This window comes from Micromonospora sp. NPDC048905, from assembly GCF_040649655.1.
Lineage (GTDB): Bacteria > Actinomycetota > Actinomycetes > Mycobacteriales > Micromonosporaceae > Micromonospora.
In genome coordinates this window covers 422,380-439,107 of record NZ_JBEZFV010000002.1, presented here as the reverse complement: position 1 = coordinate 439,107, position 16,728 = coordinate 422,380, and the positions used below count along the sequence as shown (strand labels likewise).

Sequence of the window (16,728 nt, the reverse complement as noted above, 5' to 3'; positions counted from 1 at the left end):
TATGGGGTTCCCCCCGCCACCGCACCGCAGGTGACTCGTGTCAGACCGGTTCGCGTTGCTGATCGGCGTACCGCACTGCGACGACGCTGAGACGTTCGCCCCCATCCCCGAAGACGTGGTGCGGGCCGACATCACCCGAATGCGCGACGCGCTGATGGAATCCGGCTATCAGGTCACGGTGCTTGGCGTAGCGCCGGACGGCCCCTCGGGGGAGGACGAGCAGCGGATACCCGGCGAGGTGACGCGTACCCGCTGCCTCACCGCGATCGACACCGTCTGTCAGCAGGTACCAGCCGGGGGAACCCTGCTGCTGTACTTCAGTGGCCACGGCGTTCGCTTCGGTGATCGCGACTATCTGGTGCCGGAGGACTACCGCGCCACCGGCAACAGCCGGGCCGACGAGGCTGCGCTGATCTCGCTTGACCTGTCTGACCAGGTCGGACGTTGCCAGGCCGGCATCGCCGTCGCCTTCATCGATGCCTGCCGCGACAATCCGGACCAATCTTTCGACATCTCCCAGATGCAGGGCCTACCCCAGCTACCGAACGGTGCCTTCGCGCTGGTCGCCGGCTGTGCCCGCGGAGAGATCTGCCGGTATGACGCTCGCGGCAGTCTGTTCACCCGGGCCTTGGCTGACGCTCTCGGGGTCCGTCATTCTGCCTGTACCGTGTCCGAGGTTGTCACCACGACCAAGCGTGCGCTCGCCGGCAGCGGGCAGACCCCCTCGGCCCGGGCCACCAGCGAGCTGACCGGAACGCCGTTCAGCGAGCCAGTCTGCGACGGCCTGCGGATCTTCGAAGAGTGGCAGGTCGGCGCGACGGACACCGAGCTGTGGGGCCTCGTGGAGGAGACCGCCTCGGCCAAGCGGGACCCGGTCGCCGCCGTGGTGCGCGACCTCGTCGAGGGTTATGCGAACACCATCACCGAGCTGCGCACCGAACGGCCACACGCTGCCCGGCCGCGCGACCCGTGGACCGACGAGGCCTACCCGCAGCGGGTCCTGTCCATCCTGCACGCGCTGCTTCGACCGCAGAACGACGACACCCAACTGACGCTGCCCCCGGCCGAGGTGGCCGTGCTCGTCATCGCCCCGTATCTGCGGGAAGCGGTCCTCGCGCTCGGCATGTTCGACCTGCACCGGTTGACACCGCGCAACGTCAGACCGACGTTTCAGGCCGGGCTGCGGTTCGATCTCGAAGTCGTCTACAGCGCCTATGAGCAGCTCTGCCGTCGGGTGATCCAGCTTGAGGAGGGCAGCGTCGAGCAGGACGCCATCGTGACCTGGATGGCCCACCGCTGGCTGCTCGGCCGGGAGGACCTGTGGTGCGCCGCCACCGTACGGGAGTGGACCACGACCGCGGCGGGGGCGCTGCTCGGCGCCCTCGGCGAGACACCCAGCCGCGGCGAGGTCGCCGAGTACGCCGACCTGCTGCTCAGCGTCGCGCACGCGGTGGGCGGCATCGAGGCGGTCGAGCTGATCGACACCGCCCCGGAGCAGCGCAACTCCCGGGTGCTCGCCCGACTGGTCAGGCTCGCCGGTGTACTGGCCGCCGACCCGCGCCGGGTGCCGCAGGTGGTGCCCGACCACATCGGGGTCCGTGATCCGGTAGCCCTGAACGACCTGCGCGAGGTGCTGGCCACCGCCAGGTGGCGCCGCGTGGCGACCTCGATGGAGCTGGCCGCCGTGTGCCCGCACCCGGCGATCCACGTCGTGTTGGGCGATCTCGCCGCCCAGGCCGAGGAGATGAGGCGACTGATCGTCGGCACCGCCAGTCGCGACGAGCAGCCGATGCTGGCCGGGCTGCCCCCGGCGTTCACGGCGGACGCGGTGCACGCGTTGAGAGTCACCGGCCAGGGGCCGCTCTACCAGCTCCCGCTGCTGCGATTCAGTCTCGCCGCAGACAAGGTGCAGGGCATGCTGATGGGCTCCCAGCTCTATGGCGACCGCTCGGTGGCGATCCGGGAGCTCTACCAGAACGCCCTCGATGCGTGCCGGTACCGCGAGATGCGATTCCGGGCCCACTACCACGACGCACAGCAGGACCTTGACGGTTGGACGCCGCGGGTCGTCTTCCGGCAGGGCGTCGAGGCCACCGGCCGGCCGTATCTCGAGTGCCAGGACAACGGCGTCGGCATGACCGAGTACGTCATCACGCGGGTGTTCGCCGAGGCCGGGACCCGCTTCGTGCAGACCGAGCCGTTCCGACGGGAGCAGGCACGTTGGCAGCAGCTCGACCCGGCGCTGCGGTTGCACGCGAACAGCCAGTTCGGCATCGGCGTGTTCAGCTACTTCATGCTGGCGTCGGAGATCTCGATCACCACCGTCCCGACCTACGAGACGGGATTGACCGGACGTGAGGCGCTCCAGATCACCATCGCCGGGAATGGCAACCTGTTCCGGGTACGTCGTACACCCGACGTGCCCAGTGGCATCCGCAACGGCGGCACGATCGTCCGGCTGCACCTGTCCGTCGACGACGGGGTGTCCTGTGCGGAGGCCCTGCGCGAGCACCTCCACCTGCCCGAGTACCGGGTCGACGTCGAGGTCAGCGGCGAGGTGGTCGACACCTGGCATCCCGGCGAGCTGCGGATGAGCGGGCCGATCGGCTCCTACGTTCGGGCCGCCGCGCACGTCTGGTGGATAGCCGACGAAGGGCGGTACCTCACCGACGGCATCCAGGTGCTTCCCCCTCGATCGGGATCGACGATGGCGGGCCGGTCGACCACAGACCATCCGTTCGGTTTCGTCCTGAACATGACCGGCCGACACCGTCCCCGGATCAGCGTCGACCGGCGTGAGATGTTGGAGTGGGACGCAGAATGGGTGTCCGCGCAGCTACGGTCGGCGCTACCGACACTGCGGACCTGGTCCGGGCTGAGCATGCAGTGGTTGTGGCGCTTGGCGGCCGCCGACCGGGAGCTCGCCGACTGGGTGTTCGACGAGCTCGGTGACCTGGAGCTGCCGGTACGGCCGGTACGGTCGAGCGTCCGGGTGAACCTCGGCCTGGTCGGTTGCCTACCCGAGGACGCCGACCTCCAGCCCGATCGGGACCGCTGGCCGCACCTGCCCGGTGCTGGCCTTCCCCGGTGGATCCACGCCTGGCGGGCCAAGCTGTGGCGGGACGCGCAAGGGCCGAGCGACGGCACCGGCGAGCCGGCGTACCTGCCACCGGACCGGTTGGACGGTTACCCCGTGATCCGCCCGAACCACCTGGACATCCTGCCCCGGCCGGTGATGGACGCCTACACCTTCCGCCGTCGGCGAGACACCCGTGGGCTGTCCAGCGAGGAGTTTCTCCGGATGCTGCGACCGTACGTGATCGCCGGCCTCGACCTGCGTCCGCTGCGCCTGCTGCGTACCGCGCCGGAACACGCGGCGCTGCTGGCGATGCTCCCGCCGGAGTTGAAGGCGGACGAGAACGTCGCGGTGCCGTTCGGGTTACGCGTCGTCGGCGCGGCGTGGCTCTCCGGCCGGTCGGTGGGGGAGGCGTGGCGTGCGTTGATCACGTTTACCGGCTCGGAGCCGATGCCGTCCACGCCCGTCGAGTCGGAGATCGAACCCATCGACGGTTATGTCCCGGACAACATCGACCGGCGGCTGGTGCACCGGGACTTCCGCGACGAGTACTACGACACCCGGTGGCTCAGCGGGATGTCCGTACGGCACCTGCTCGCCGCCGGTGAGGTACTCGGGATCGCCACCCCCGACCTCGTCGCCCGGGTCGGCCGGCTGCGGGCGCTCGGCATCTGGAGCGCGATCCGTCCCGGCTGGAACGGCACCGTACGGCTGGACGAGGACGACCCGGTGCAGGCCTGGCTCCTCGCCCTGGAACGACCACCCAACGCCATGGACCTGTTGATCCTGGCCAGCCGGTCCGGCGAGTCGGTGAGCCAGGTGGCGGACCGGGTTAGCGCTGCCTCGGCCGAGAGCGAACTGTCCGTCCTGATGCCCGAGTTGTCCGGGCTGGCGGACATCACACCCGGCCCCGACGACTGGGCGTTGTTGTCCGCGAGCGAGGTGTGGGACACCGGGGCTCCCCTGGTCCACCGGCTCGGCCGGATCGTCAGCGCGGTCGCGGCCGTCGCGCCCCTCGACGGTGCGGCCGAACGACTCGAGGCCGCGCTCGCCCGGCTGGCGCCGTTCTGGGAACTGCGCGGCGAGGTGACACCGCCGATGCTGGTGGCGATCGCCGGGGCCGCGCGGATCACCCTCGGCGAGGTACGCGACCATCTGCTCCGCTACTTCGCGCCCCATCTCGACCTGGACGCGATCGCGGCCGAACTGCCGAGCGCGCTGCGAAGGCGTACCGTTCGATTCGAGCGGGCCTGGATGCTGTTGACGGACACCGAGACCCGGCCCCGCTGGCAGGCGCCGGCGCCGCTGCACGTCGTCTGGCACGCTCACGTCAGCGGAAAGTCCATCGACGAGGTGCTGTCCGAACTGGCTCCGTACCAGGAACTGGGTGCGATCCTGCCGGCGTGGGTGCCGGACGGCGACCGGATCGTGCCGGACGGGTACGACGTGCTGATGCTCACCGACGACCTGCCGCCCGACGAGGGCCGGGGCTTCTCCAGCCAGAAACCGCCCCGACATCCGCTCGCCGACAACACGGTCACCCCGCTGCACCTACTGCGACTTGCCTCGCGTTATGGGTGGGAGCCGGGCGTCGCGTACGACCGGCTGACCCGGTTCCAGTCCCTCGGCGTCGTCGTCGACTTCGGCCGCGACGACTGCCCGGAGGGGATCGTGGGTTGGCAGGACCTGATCGTCCTCACCGAGGAACTCGACGGCTGGGCCCCACCGCTGCACGGCGATGTCACCGCCGAACAGATGGCGCTCGCCGCGGCCGCCGTGGGCGAACCGGTGGACGTCACCCGCGCCCGCCTGTGCCGATACGCCGCCCTGTTCGGACTACGGGTGCCGGACCCGCCGGAGGAGTCGAACGATGCCAGGTGACCACAGGTCGATCAAGTTCCGGGAACTTGAATTCGAGTTCTCCGGTACGCCCCAGGTGGCATCCGGCGACTTGGAGGAGCTCGTCGTCACCCTGGTCTGCCCGGCCTGCCAGGGCGAGATGACCAAGGAGATCTGGCACGGGCCGGTGTACGGCGGCAAGGGCTGGCTGCGCCGACGGCCGCCGGCCCCGCCGGACGGGCCGCAGGTCTTCATCTGTGCCTGCGGCTACCCGCACGCCGGTCGTCCGCCGGAGTCACCGGACACCGGCTGCGGCGCGTTCTGGGCGGCGACGCTGCGATGAACATCGAGGACAAGCGCTGGGAACAGCTCGCCGAGCAGCAGAAGTTCGGCCAACTCGATGGTGCCCGCCGGCAGGCGGAAGGCTGGCGCACCGGCCTGACCGGGCTGACCGCGCTGCTCGCCGCGGCCACCATCATCAAGGGGCCGGACAACGTGGTGGACCTGACACCCGATGCCCGGCTCATCGTCGTCAGCTCCCTCGGGCTGGGCTTCGCCGCGCTGGTCGCCGGCTCGCTGGTCGCCGTACGGGCGGCGAACGGATCGCCGGTGGGCGACACCTGGCTGACCGGCAAGGCGCTCAGGACCTGGACCCGCAACGAGGTCGGCGCCATCCGTAGGGCCATTCGGCTCGCCGCCGCCCTGCTGCTGGTCGGCCTGGCGGCGATCGCCTTCTCGGTGGGCACGACCTGGTTGGCCGGCCCGGCCAACAAGCCGAGGTTCAAGGTGGTCACCACGGACACCCAGGTCTGCGGCGAACTGTTGGCCCTGGACCGGACCTCGGTGACACTGGACGTCGATCGGACAAGCCGCCAACAGCGGGTCGTCGTCCGCTTGGACGGTGTCCTCAGTCTGACGCCGCAGCGCTGCTAGGCCGATGACCCGATCGCCGTACGAGGGGCGTCGTCAGCTCCACAGGTCGGTGTTTTTCGCCTCCATCTCGGAGTACTGCTCGGCGGCGTCGGTGAGCGCCCCGGCCAGGTCCCGCAGCACCTCACGCAGGCTTTCCGCCGCGTGCTCCCAGCGGGCTCGCTGCTCCTGAAACGCGACCTGGTCCGGGCCCGACCAGTCGATCCGGTCCAGCTCCGTACGCAGCACCGCCAACTTGCCGTCGATCCGACCCGCGACGCTCGCCAACTGGGCACGCGTGTTCTCCATCGCGCCCAGGTCGTAGCTCAGGTTCGTCACGACTCGGCCTCCGGCGGCGGATTCAACGCGTCCACGACGCGCCGCAGCGCGGTCAGCTCACCCTCGTCGCTGTCCTGTTGGCCGGCGGCGCTCCGGTCGAGCATCTCGGCCATCACGTGGAGTTCCTCAAGCAGGCGCTCGACGTCGTGCCGCCAGCGCCGCACCAGGTCCTGATACTTGCTGGCACCGGCGCCGCTCCAGGTTTCGGCGAGTTCGTCGACCGCGCCACCGACCCGCCTCAGTTCGCTGCCGAGGTCGTCGTGGGTGGCCCGGACGCGGTCGGCGGCGACCCGCAACGTCGCATGATCAGCGTGGTACGGCGTCGCCATGGCATCCCTTACCGGCTCGGATAGCCAACGTTACCGGGTCCGGCACCGTACCGGGAATCACGGCTCGTTCCACGCCGTCTGGATCAGCTGTATCCCAGCGGCCCGGGTCACCAACAGTCCCCGACCGGGCGGTTGCGGACTCGCCCGTACGGTGCCCAGCAGCGCCCCCTCCTCCCGTTGCCCGGACAGCAGCAGGCCTGGCGTGTCGAGTTCGCGCAGGCGCATCAGGACCGGTTCGTAGAGCGCCCGCGCGGCGCCACCGGCGCGACGGGCCACGATCAGGTGCAGTCCGACATCCCTGGCCTGGGACAGCAGGTCCAGCAGCTCGCCGATCGGATTGGATCCGCTGCCGGCGACCAGGTCGTAGTCGTCGACCAGGAGGTACAGGTCGGGGCCGCGCCACCAACTGCGGTTACGTAGTTCGTCAGGGGTGACGTTCGGTCCGGGAAGGCGGTTCGCCATCGCCGATCGCAGGCTGCCGACCATTTCTGTCATGGTCTTGGCGCCGGTCCCGTACCCAAGGAGGTGCTCGCCCTCGACGGCGCCGAGCAGGCCGCGTCGGTAGTCCACAAGTATCAATCGGGCCTGGTCCGGGCTGTACCGCTGCACGATGCTCCGGGCGACGTGCCGCAACAGGTTGGTCTTGCCGGACTCCGCGTCACCGAACACCATGAAGTGCGGGTTGGTGTCGAAGTCCAGATAGATCGGCGCCAGGCGGTCGCCATCGACGCCGATGGCCAGCCCGCGCGACGGCTCGGCCATCGTGGCCAACGTGTCCGCGGAAAGCAGGCGCGGCAGCAGTCGTACCGGGGGTGCCGGGGGGCCGGACCACGCCTTCGCGATCATGTCCACCAGGTCGGCTCTCGCCCGCACGGACTCGTCGAAGGGCCCGGCGTCCAGTTGTGGCACCGCGGCCAAGAAATGCAACTTCTGCGGGGTCAGGCCACGACCGGGCGACCGCTCCGGCACCGACGCCGCGGCCCTGCGATCAATCTCCGATTCGGTGGGATCCCCCAGCCGCAACTCCAGCTTGGTGCCGAGCGCGTCTCGCAGGCCGGGCCGGAGGTCAGGCCAGCGGGCAGCGGTCAGGACCAGGTGGATGCCGAATCCGAGCCCTCGCCCCGCCAGCCGGGTGATCTTCTGCTCCAGCTCCTCGAACTCCGCTCGGAGCGTGCTCCAGCCGTCGACGACGAGGAACACGTCGCCGAACGGATCGTCGGTGAACTCCCCATCCGCGCGACGGCGCCGGTACGAGGCCATCGAGTCGATGCCCAGGCTGGAGAACCGCCGCTCGCGTTCCTCCATGAAAGTGCCCACCTCGGCGACGACGCGCTGCACCTTGTCCACGTCCCGTCGGTCGGCGACCCCGGACATGTGGGGGAGACCCGCAAGCGAACCCAGGCCGCCGCCGCCGAAGTTCAGGCAGTAGAACTGCGCCTCGGTCGGGGTGTGGGTGAGGGCGAGCGCACAGATCAGCGAACGGGCCAGGGTGGTCTTGCCGGACTGCGGACCACCGACGATCGCGAGGTGGCCGCCCGCACCGGCGAGATCGACGAACAACACGTCGCGGCGCTGCTCGAACGGCCGGTCCACGATGCCAACCGGCGCGACCAGCATGCCCCGCTGGGACCAGCCGGCCGGGTGCAGGCCCAGGGTGTGGTCCACCTCCAGCGGTGGCAGCAGCTCGGCCAGCGTGGGCGGGTCGGCCAGCGGTGGCAGCCACACCTGGTGCGCCGGCACACCCCGGCCACGTAGCCGGTCGACGACAAGGTCGAGCACCGAGGGTTGGCCTTCCTCGACGACGTCCGGCGACTCGTCGGCCAGCGGAAGCCTCGGCACCGGCACCGGCACCCGTGCGGCCGAGAACGGTACGACCATCGACTCGGCCGCCCGAGCGCCGGTCACCCGCCGGGCCGCGCGGTACGCCCCCGACACGTACGCGGCCCGGAACCGGAGCATGGTCGAGGTGCCCTGCCGTAGATAGCCGTGGCCGGGGGCGCGGGGCAGCTCGTAGGCGTCCGGGACCCCGAGCACGATCCGGCTTTCCACGGCGGAGAAGGTGCGCAGCCCGATCCGGTACGACAGGTGCGTGTCCAGCCCGCGCAGCCGGCCCTCCTCCAGCCGCTGGGAGGCGAGCAGCAGGTGCACGCCGAGAGACCGGCCCACCCGGCCGATCATCACGAACAGATCGATGAAATCGGGCCGGGCGCTCAGCAACTCGCTGAACTCGTCACAGACGACAAGCAGGCTGGGCAGCGGGGCGAGTGGCTCCCCGGACCGCCGGGCCCGTTCGTACTCGTGCCGAGAGGCGTAGTTGCCGGCCGAGCGCAGCAGTTCCTGCCGGCGCATCAACTCGCCGGAGAGCGCATCCTGGGTACGCCCCACCAACGGCAGCTCGTCGGCGAGGTTGGTGATCACCGCGCTGGTGTGCGGCAGGGCATCCAACAGGCTGAAGGTCGCGCCGCCCTTGAAGTCGATGAGCGCGAAGTTGAGCTCCTCGGGCGAGTGCGTCGCGGCGAGCGCGATCACCAGCGTACGCAGGAGTTCGCTCTTTCCGGAGCCGGTGGCCCCGATCACCAGCCCGTGCGGTCCCATCCCGTCCTGCGCCGACTCCTTGATGTCCAGCTCGACCGGCAGTCCGTCGGGGCCGACCCCGATCGGCACCCGCAGCCGTTGGCGGGCGGGCCGGGGGGCCCAGCTCCGCGCCGGGTCGAGGGAACCTGGATCATCGAGGCCGAGCAGTTGGAGCAGACTCGTTTCGCCCGTCAACGGGTCGGCCGCGCCAGGCCGACGCAGGCGGTAACGCGACAACTGGCGGGCCACCGCCTCCGCCTGCGGCAGGCTCAGCCGGTCGGGCCGCCCCAGCACGGTGGTGTTCTTGCCTCGGTCGAGCCTGATCTCCTCGCCCGCCACCCGCAGGCACAGCAGCCACCGCCCAGCGTCTCGCGGCACCGTACCGGAGAGGTCGAGCACCGTGGTGCCGAGCAGACCTGCTCCGGTCAGCGCCTCGGCCCCGTCGATCTCGCCCCCGTCCTGGATGATGAGCAGGTGTGGTGCGCTGGTGAGTGGCTTGCTGTCGACGTTGAACCGGGGCCGGGTGGACAGTTCGTCGGCGAGCGCCGATTCCAACTCGGCCAGACCGGAGAACACCAGCCGAGCCGGGCCGGCACCGTCGCGCCGCGTTTCGTCGTACGTGTGCGGTAACCATTTGACCCAGTCCCACTCCGCGAGCCGGTCCGGCACGGTCACCACCGCGACCCGCAGGTCGTTCGGGGCGTGCAGGACCGCCGCGGCGCAGAGCAGGCTACGCGCCAGGGCCAGGGTGCCGGGCCGGTCGCCGCGGAGCACCACGCGGCCGAACGCACGCAGCGACAGCGCCGTCGGCAGGTCCGCTATGGTGCTGTGGGTCCGGATGAACTGCCGGAGTGCCACCGTGCACAACGGATCGAGATCCTCGATCGGCTTGGTCTCCGGCGGCACCAGGGTGACCGCGAGCGCCTGTGGTCCGGTGGCGAGTCGGATCTCGCCGAAATCGTCGTCGGTCGCCCGCCGTTCCCACATTCGACGGCTGCCGACGAACGACCAGAGCACCTCGGGGTCCGGATGCCGCCGACGCATCGCCGCCCGCTGCTGCTCCGCGGCCCGCCGCGCCTTCCTGCGCACCTGGTCGAGGTAGCGCAGGTAGCCCCGTCGCTCGACCTCCAACTCCGCCTCAGGGTCCCGACCTGGCGGGGTCATCTGCATGCCGAACACCAAGCCGAGGCAGGCGACGCCCAGGATCCCACCGGCAAGGTAGGTGAGCGGCCCGGTGTTGCCGCTGGCGAAAAGCAAGCCCATCGCCACCACGCCAGCGAGCATGGGCAGAATCAGGAGAATCTGGTTGGCGCGGGCAACCCTCTCGGCCGGCAGTTCCGGTGGGGATTCGAGGACGATCTCGCCCCGGGGTAGCGCGGGCGCCGGTGAGCGGGGTGGACGGACGACGACTACCGTACTCACCCGGGCTCCTCCCGAAACGCCGCCGGTCGCCTGCCACGTACCGCCGCTCGTGTCCGCCAGCCACGTGAGGGCGTTCCGGCGTTAGATTAGCGGTGCCGTGGTAAGCGCAATCATAGGTAACCGGAGGCGCGGCCCGGGTGACGGCGCGGACGGAGGGCCATAATGGTGGCAGACAGTTCGGTGGACAGCCTGTGCCGACTGACCCTGGTCGCGCCCCTGCGTCGGGTGGACCTTTCGGTGCCGGCCGACCTACCTGTCGCCGAGTTCGCGTCGCTGCTGTTGCGTTACGCCGGCGAGGACGACGGTGCGCTCGACCACGATGGGTGGGTGCTGTCTCGCCTCGGTGGTGGTCTGTTGGACACCAGCGCCACCCCGCGGGCCCTCGGCCTGCACAACGGCGACCACATCTTCCTCAGCCGCGCCTCGGACGCCGTACCCGAGCCGGCGTTCGACGACCTCACTGACGCCGTCGCCGTCGCGAGCGCCCGGACCGTGCCGCCGTGGCGGTCGGCCACGACCCGGTGGTTCGCGCTCACGACGGTGGTGCTCGCCGCACTCGGCGGCGTCGGCCTGGTGGTGGCCATCGAACCGCGCACCATCGCATACACCGTAGCCGCGGTGATGGCCATCCTGCTCGCCTCCGCCGGCACCGTGGCGGCGCGGGCGTTCGGCGACGGCGCGGTCGGTGCGGCCGTGGCCGCCGCCGCGCTGCCGTACGCCTTCGCCTGCGGTCTGCTGATCCTGGCCGAGCCGAACACGCCGGTTACGGATGCCGTCGGCGCCCCACAGTTACTCACCGGCGCCGCGACGCTGCTTCTCACCGCCATCCTCGGGCTGGCCGGCACGACAGCCTGCCGGCCACTGTTCGTCGGCGCGATCGCCGCGGCGCTGGCCCTGACCGCCGGCGCGCTGCTGGTGCTGGTGGGGCTCGCCCCGCTGCAAGCCGCCGCCATCATGGTCAGCGTCGGCTCGATCGCCACCCTGGCCCTTCCCCTGGTCGCGCTGCGGCTGGGCCGGTTACCCATACCGGGTGTTGTGTTCATTTCGGAAGACATCCGAACCGACCCGGCGGCGGTGGACTTCGCGGCGGTTACGGACCGCGTCGTCGCCTCGGCCGGCATCCTCGCCGGGCTGCTTGGCGGCACGGCGGTGAGCGTCAGCGTCGGCGCGGTGTTCCTCGCCGGGGACGGTTCGATCGCTGCCCTGGCGCTCGGTGCCTGCGTCGGGCTGAGCCTGCTGTTGCGGGCGCGCACCTTCGACCGGCTGGTCCAACGCCTGGTGCTATTGGTGGGCGGCACCGTCACGCTCGTCGGTACCGGTGCGGTCGCCGCCGTCGCCGGCGGTCCGGGCATCCGGGTAGCGTTGCTGGCCGTGCTGCTCGTCGTGGTCGCCGGCGGCGCGATACAGGCGGGCACGGCCGGCGCCGGTCGGCGGGTCGGCACGCCGGTCTCGAGTCGCGTACTCGACCTGCTCGACTCCCTCCTGCTGGTTGCGCTGGTGCCCCTGGCTGCCGGGGTCTGCGGTCTGTTCCAGTCCGTCGTCGACATCGGCCTGGGTTAGGCGGCCACCGGTGCCCACCCGCCGTGCGCAGTTGCGCGCCTACCAGTTCGCGGTCCGCCGAGTGACAAGTGCGCTGCTCTATGCCGAGCCGAACGCGGACCAGACCCTGTCCCGCAGGGTGGTGGCGGTCTTCGCGGGTGTGATGGTCTGCGTGCTGATGCTGGCCGGGTGGGCGGTCATCACCGTGATCGGTCTCGCCGGACCGGACTGGCGCGACCCGGACGCGCTGATCGTCGACCGGGACACCGGCAGCCGGTACATCTACCACGAGGGACTGCTGCACCCGGTGCTCAACTACGCCTCGGCTCGGCTGCTGCTGGGCAAGGCGAGCGAGGACGTCCGGTGGGTACGGCACAAATCGCTGGCCAACGAGCGCTACGGCCCGCCGCTCGGTATCAAGGACGCGCCGGACGACGTGCCGAAGCCCGAGTCCCTGATCCGACTCCCGTGGACGATCTGCCGGGCCAGTGATCCAGCTGGTGCGGTGGTGAGCTGGATGGTTCTCGGTAACGATCCGTCCTGGGTCAACGAGCCGATGACCGACGGGGTGCTGGTCGCCGTCGGGGAGCAGCTCTATCTGATCTGGCAGGGGACTCGGCTGAAGGTGGTGGGCGAAAGCAGTGCCATCCGCGCCGCGCTCAGCTGGGCCTCGGTTACCGCGCTGCCCGTACCCGAAGTGTTCGTCAAGGCCCTGCCCGAGGGACCTGACCTGGTCGCGCCGGCGATCCCCGGCATCGGTGAGACCGGCCCCACCATCGCCGGTCGGCAGACGCGGGTGGGCCAACTCTTCGAGGTCAAGGGCGTTCTGGACGAGGCGCAGTACTACGTGCTGCTCCGCGATGGGCTCGCGCCCATCGGAGGCACGGTGTTGGGTCTCCTGCAAGCGACAGGTCTGCCCGGTGTGTACGAGCCCGACGTCCGCATCAGGCCGACCGAGGTTGCCGCCGCCGAGTTGAGCAGGGTGCGGGCCTCCTCCGCCAACCTGCGGCCGCCCGGAATGCCCGACCAACCGCCTACCTTGGCCAGGCCCGATCCCCGCAACACCGTCCTCTGCGCCCGGTTGGGCGAGGGGGCGGGCGGGCAGCCGACGTGGAGCACGTACCTGTCGAACGCCACCCCGACCAGGCCGGAGTTGCGCGGCAGCCGGGCCCCGCAGGGCACGACCACGGTGGACTGGGTGCAGCTGTCCGGCGGGACGGGCGCGCTCCTGCGTATGGACGACGACAAGGTCTTCCTGGTGAACACCCAGGGACAACGCTTCCCGGTCGCGGACCGCGCCGCGCAGGTCGCATTGGGCCTGGGTGACGTCACGCCCCAGCTCATACCGGCGGGGTTGGCCGACGCGCTGCCCGTCGGGCCGACACTGAACGTGCTCGACCCCGATCCACCCGTCTAGGGCTGCGTCGAGGCACCCAACCGAGTCCGGGCCGCCGCAGGCCCGGCCAGGGACCAAGACGCTGAGGTCCTGGCGGCCGTGGCCGCCGGCGTCCCGGTCGGACCGTCCGGACCCGATCAGTGATCCGGTATCGTGACAGCTACCCTCCGCGCGACTCGGCGGCCGTACGGCAGGAGCGAAGGGAGTCCGTCGGATGACTGATCGCTCTGGAAGCGCTCGCGTCGATCTTGGTGCCCTGCGGCGCTTCGTGGACCGAATGGACAGTCATCTGCGAGATCTCAGCGGCCAGTTGACGGCACTGACCGCACTGCAGCACCGTCAACTACCGTTGGGCGACACGGCGATCGCCAGGGATCAGGCGGTGCGGCACCAGCGGGTGTGCGAGGCGTATCAGCAGGAGCTGACGCAGCTCATGGAGGCTTACCAGAACGCCATCGAACTGACCGAGGTGCTGCTGCGCCGCTACGGCGCCACCGACCAGGCCACCCGCGAGGTCATCGAATCGTCGTACGGCCGGTTGGAAGCCGCCAGTCGAATGCTCGGAGACTGACCGTTGACCGATCACCCTGAGGATCACTCGGAGCAGATCCGCGCGGCGGTCGCCAGCGGAGACCCGCTCGAGGTCGAGGCGGTGGCGGCCGTCTGGACGACGCTGACCGAGGTCACCGCGCAACTCGCCCTTGATCTCGGCCAGGAGATGGAGGATCTCGCGGTCGACTGGACGGGCTCGGACAGCGAGCGCTACCGGATGAGCATCTCCAAGATCGAGAAGTCCTGCCGGGCCATCTCCGAGGGCGCTCATAGCGCTCGCGAGGCGCTGGACATGATGGCGAAGCGCCTGCGCGAGGTCAAAGAGGCGATCGAGCAGAACCACCACGAGCCGGATCCCACCCCCTCCGATCCGCAGTCCCAGCCACCCTCGGTGCTCGGCGGGCAGCACAGTTACGTGCCGGACGACAGGACAAGGAAGGCGGCCCGACGGCAAGCCGAGCGTCTGCTGGCCGATCTGGACGACTGGCTGCAGGTGCGGGGCGCGAGCATCCAGGTCCCCGGCGGCCACCTCGACACCTCCGACTCCCTCTGGTATCCCGAGGGCCCAACCAGTGGTCGGGTGCCCGACCAGCGTGACAGTGGTTGGCCGGGCCGGCCCGAGCACGGCCACGGCGCCCCCCGCGTCGACCGACCGGCACCACGTTCACCCGGCTTGATCAGCAATGACGAGCCCGACGACGAGGCCTCGGACGCCTACTAGTAGCCACCGGTACAGCACCGCCGGGACGTGTCGATCGCGGCGTGGACCGTGACCGCGATTTGGCGACCGTGCCGAAGGCGATGCCCAGCTTTCTGGTCTTGGGTCCGAGTCCTTCGGTGCGGGCATCGCGCCTCGGGAGATCTTGACGTCCCGCTGACGCGGATCCGAGATCGCTGTGCCGCCGTTGGCAAAGCTGACCGTCTCCTCGATCGCGGCGCCTTGTCCGCTGTCCCGGCGCAGGTCGAAGCTGGTGGGACGGGGGCGGCACGCCGCCCGGAGAGGAGCGGGATCGATCGTGCGTAAGGTGCTCATCGCCAATCGGGGAGAGATCGCCGTGCGGGTCGTGCGGGCCTGCCGGGACGCCGGGCTGGTCAGTGTGGCGGTCTACGCGAATCCGGATCGGGACGCGCCGCATGTTCGGCTCGCCGACGAGGCGTACGCGCTCGGAGGCGAGACCCCTGCCGACAGCTACCTGGACGCGGGCGCTCTGCTCGCCGCCGCCCAGCGGGCCGGAGCCGACGCCGTCCATCCCGGTTATGGGTTCCTCTCCGAGAACGCGGCGTTCGCGCAGGCCGTCCTTGACGCCGGTCTGACGTGGATCGGCCCGCCACCGGCCGCGATCCGCGATCTCGGTGACAAGGTCGCAGCCCGGCACATTGCACGCCGCGCCGGGGCGCCGCTGGTGGCCGGCACCGCCGAGCCGGTGCGAGGTCCGGACGAGGTGGTGGGTTTCGCCCGGGAGTACGGCCTGCCGATCGCCATCAAGGCGGCGCACGGCGGCGGGGGCCGCGGCCTGAAGGTGGCGCGCACGATCGAGGAAATCCCGGAGTTGTACGCCTCGGCGGTGCGCGAGGCCACCGCGGCCTTCGGCCGGGGGGAGTGCTTCGTGGAGCGCTACCTGGACCGGCCGCGCCACGTGGAGACACAGTGCCTGGCCGATGCGTACGGCACGGTGGTGGTCGTCTCCACGCGTGACTGCTCGCTGCAACGCCGGCACCAGAAGCTGGTCGAGGAGGCGCCGGCGCCCTTTCTGAGCGATGAGCAGAACGCCCAGTTGTACGACGCGTCCAAGGCGATCCTGCGGGAGGCCGGGTATGTCGGGGCCGGCACCGTCGAGTTCCTCGTCGGCGCCGACGGCACGGTGTCCTTCCTCGAGGTGAACACCCGGCTGCAGGTGGAGCATCCGGTCAGCGAGGAGGTGACCGGCATCGACCTGGTTCGCGAGATGTTCCGGATCGCCGACGGTGAGGCGCTCGGCTTTGGCGACCCGGAGCCGAGGGGCCACAGTTTCGAGTTCCGGATCAACGCTGAGGATCCGGGCCGGGGATTCCTGCCGGCACCGGGGACGGTGACCACCTTCGCGCCACCGGGCGGGCCGGGTGTGCGGCTCGACAGCGGTGTGGTGCCGGGCACCGTGGTCGGCCCGACCTGGGACTCGTTGCTCGCCAAGCTCATCGTCACCGGCGCGGACCGCGGGCAGGCGCTGCGACGGGCACGGCGGGCGTTGTACGAGTTCGAGGTGGGTGGCCTTCCGACGGTGATTCCGTTCCACCGCCGGGTGGTGGCCGATACGGCGTTCACCGGGGAGCCGTTCCGGGTCCACACCCGGTGGATCGAGACCGAGTTCGTCAACGACATCGCACCTCACGAGCCGGTCGCCGTGGGTGGGCCGGAGCAATCGCGCGAGACGGTGGTGCTGGAGGTGGCCGGCCGGCGGGTCGAGGTGAGCGTCCCGTGGTCGCTGAGCGCACCTTCTCCCGCGGCGGTCGCTGCACCACGTCGGGGGAAGCGGACCCACGGCCCGGTGAAGGCGGCCGGCTGGGATCTGGTGTCGCCGATGCAGGGCACGGTCATCAAGGTCGCGGTCACCGACGGCCAACAGGTCGCGGCCGGTGACCTGGTCGTGGTGATCGAGGCGATGAAGATGGAGCAGCCGTTGCACGCCCACCGCGCCGGCCGGGTCAGCGGCCTTGCCGCCGAGGTCGGAACGGCCATCGCCGGGGGCGGCGTGGTCTGCGGGATCGTCGACTGA

General features: G+C 70.6%; 11 protein-coding genes. 8 read left to right on the top strand and 3 right to left on the bottom strand.

All coding sequences use genetic code 11. From position 1 onward, the window contains the following. Positions 1 to 37: 37 nt before the first annotated feature. From AB0C01_RS06845 to AB0C01_RS06835, 3 genes are read left to right on the top strand one after another with little or no spacing between them, the layout of a single operon-like run. Entirely contained in the window at positions 38 to 4,957 is a 4,920-nt protein-coding gene (locus AB0C01_RS06845; protein WP_357570486.1) for a caspase family protein, read from the top strand. Then, positions 4,947 to 5,258, top strand: coding sequence for a hypothetical protein (locus AB0C01_RS06840; RefSeq protein ID WP_357240533.1), 312 nt, complete (start codon positions 4,947 to 4,949; stop codon positions 5,256 to 5,258). Before AB0C01_RS06845 ends, AB0C01_RS06840 begins: the two co-directional genes overlap by 11 nt. Next, positions 5,255 to 5,848, top strand: coding sequence for a hypothetical protein (locus AB0C01_RS06835; RefSeq protein WP_357570485.1), 594 nt, complete (start codon positions 5,255 to 5,257; stop codon positions 5,846 to 5,848). The genes AB0C01_RS06840 and AB0C01_RS06835 overlap by 4 nt, the downstream gene beginning before the upstream one ends. A gap of 33 nt (positions 5,849 to 5,881) precedes the next feature. Here AB0C01_RS06835 and AB0C01_RS06830 read toward each other — a convergent pair whose 3' ends face one another. Genes AB0C01_RS06830 through eccCa form a run of 3 tightly spaced genes read right to left on the bottom strand, consistent with a single transcriptional unit; the run spans position 5,882 to position 10,488 of the window. Beyond that, a complete protein-coding gene (locus AB0C01_RS06830; protein ID WP_357570484.1) occupies positions 5,882 to 6,163 on the bottom strand; it encodes a WXG100 family type VII secretion target in 282 nt (93 codons plus the stop codon). Then, positions 6,160 to 6,492, bottom strand: coding sequence for a WXG100 family type VII secretion target (locus AB0C01_RS06825; protein WP_357240524.1), 333 nt, complete (start codon positions 6,490 to 6,492; stop codon positions 6,160 to 6,162). The genes AB0C01_RS06830 and AB0C01_RS06825 overlap by 4 nt, the downstream gene beginning before the upstream one ends. 57 nt (positions 6,493 to 6,549) lie before the next feature. Continuing rightward, positions 6,550 to 10,488: a type VII secretion protein EccCa gene (gene eccCa, locus AB0C01_RS06820; protein WP_357570483.1), complete on the bottom strand. Its 3,939-nt coding sequence runs from the start codon at positions 10,486 to 10,488 to the stop codon at positions 6,550 to 6,552. A 162-nt stretch (positions 10,489 to 10,650) separates the two neighbouring features. On the opposite strand from eccCa, the gene eccD reads away from it, so the two are divergent. The 5 genes from eccD (at position 10,651) to AB0C01_RS06795 (ending at position 16,728) form a co-directional block, all read left to right on the top strand. Next, positions 10,651 to 12,048 carry a type VII secretion integral membrane protein EccD gene (eccD, locus tag AB0C01_RS06815; protein ID WP_357570482.1) on the top strand — a complete coding sequence of 466 codons (1,398 nt, stop codon included), beginning with the start codon at positions 10,651 to 10,653 and terminating at the stop codon, positions 12,046 to 12,048. Between the two features lie 10 nt (positions 12,049 to 12,058). Continuing rightward, positions 12,059 to 13,444 (top strand): type VII secretion protein EccB, encoded by a 1,386-nt coding sequence (eccB, locus tag AB0C01_RS06810; protein ID WP_357570481.1) that lies wholly within the window; start codon positions 12,059 to 12,061, stop codon positions 13,442 to 13,444. A gap of 193 nt (positions 13,445 to 13,637) precedes the next feature. Next, positions 13,638 to 13,994, top strand: coding sequence for a hypothetical protein (locus AB0C01_RS06805; protein ID WP_357570480.1), 357 nt, complete (start codon positions 13,638 to 13,640; stop codon positions 13,992 to 13,994). A 3-nt stretch (positions 13,995 to 13,997) separates the two neighbouring features. Next, on the top strand, positions 13,998 to 14,696 hold the full coding sequence (locus AB0C01_RS06800) for a hypothetical protein (RefSeq protein WP_357570479.1): 699 nt from the start codon (positions 13,998 to 14,000) through the stop codon (positions 14,694 to 14,696). Positions 14,697 to 14,991: 295 nt separating this feature from the next. Further along, positions 14,992 to 16,728, top strand: coding sequence for a biotin carboxylase N-terminal domain-containing protein (locus tag AB0C01_RS06795; RefSeq protein ID WP_357570478.1), 1,737 nt, complete (start codon positions 14,992 to 14,994; stop codon positions 16,726 to 16,728).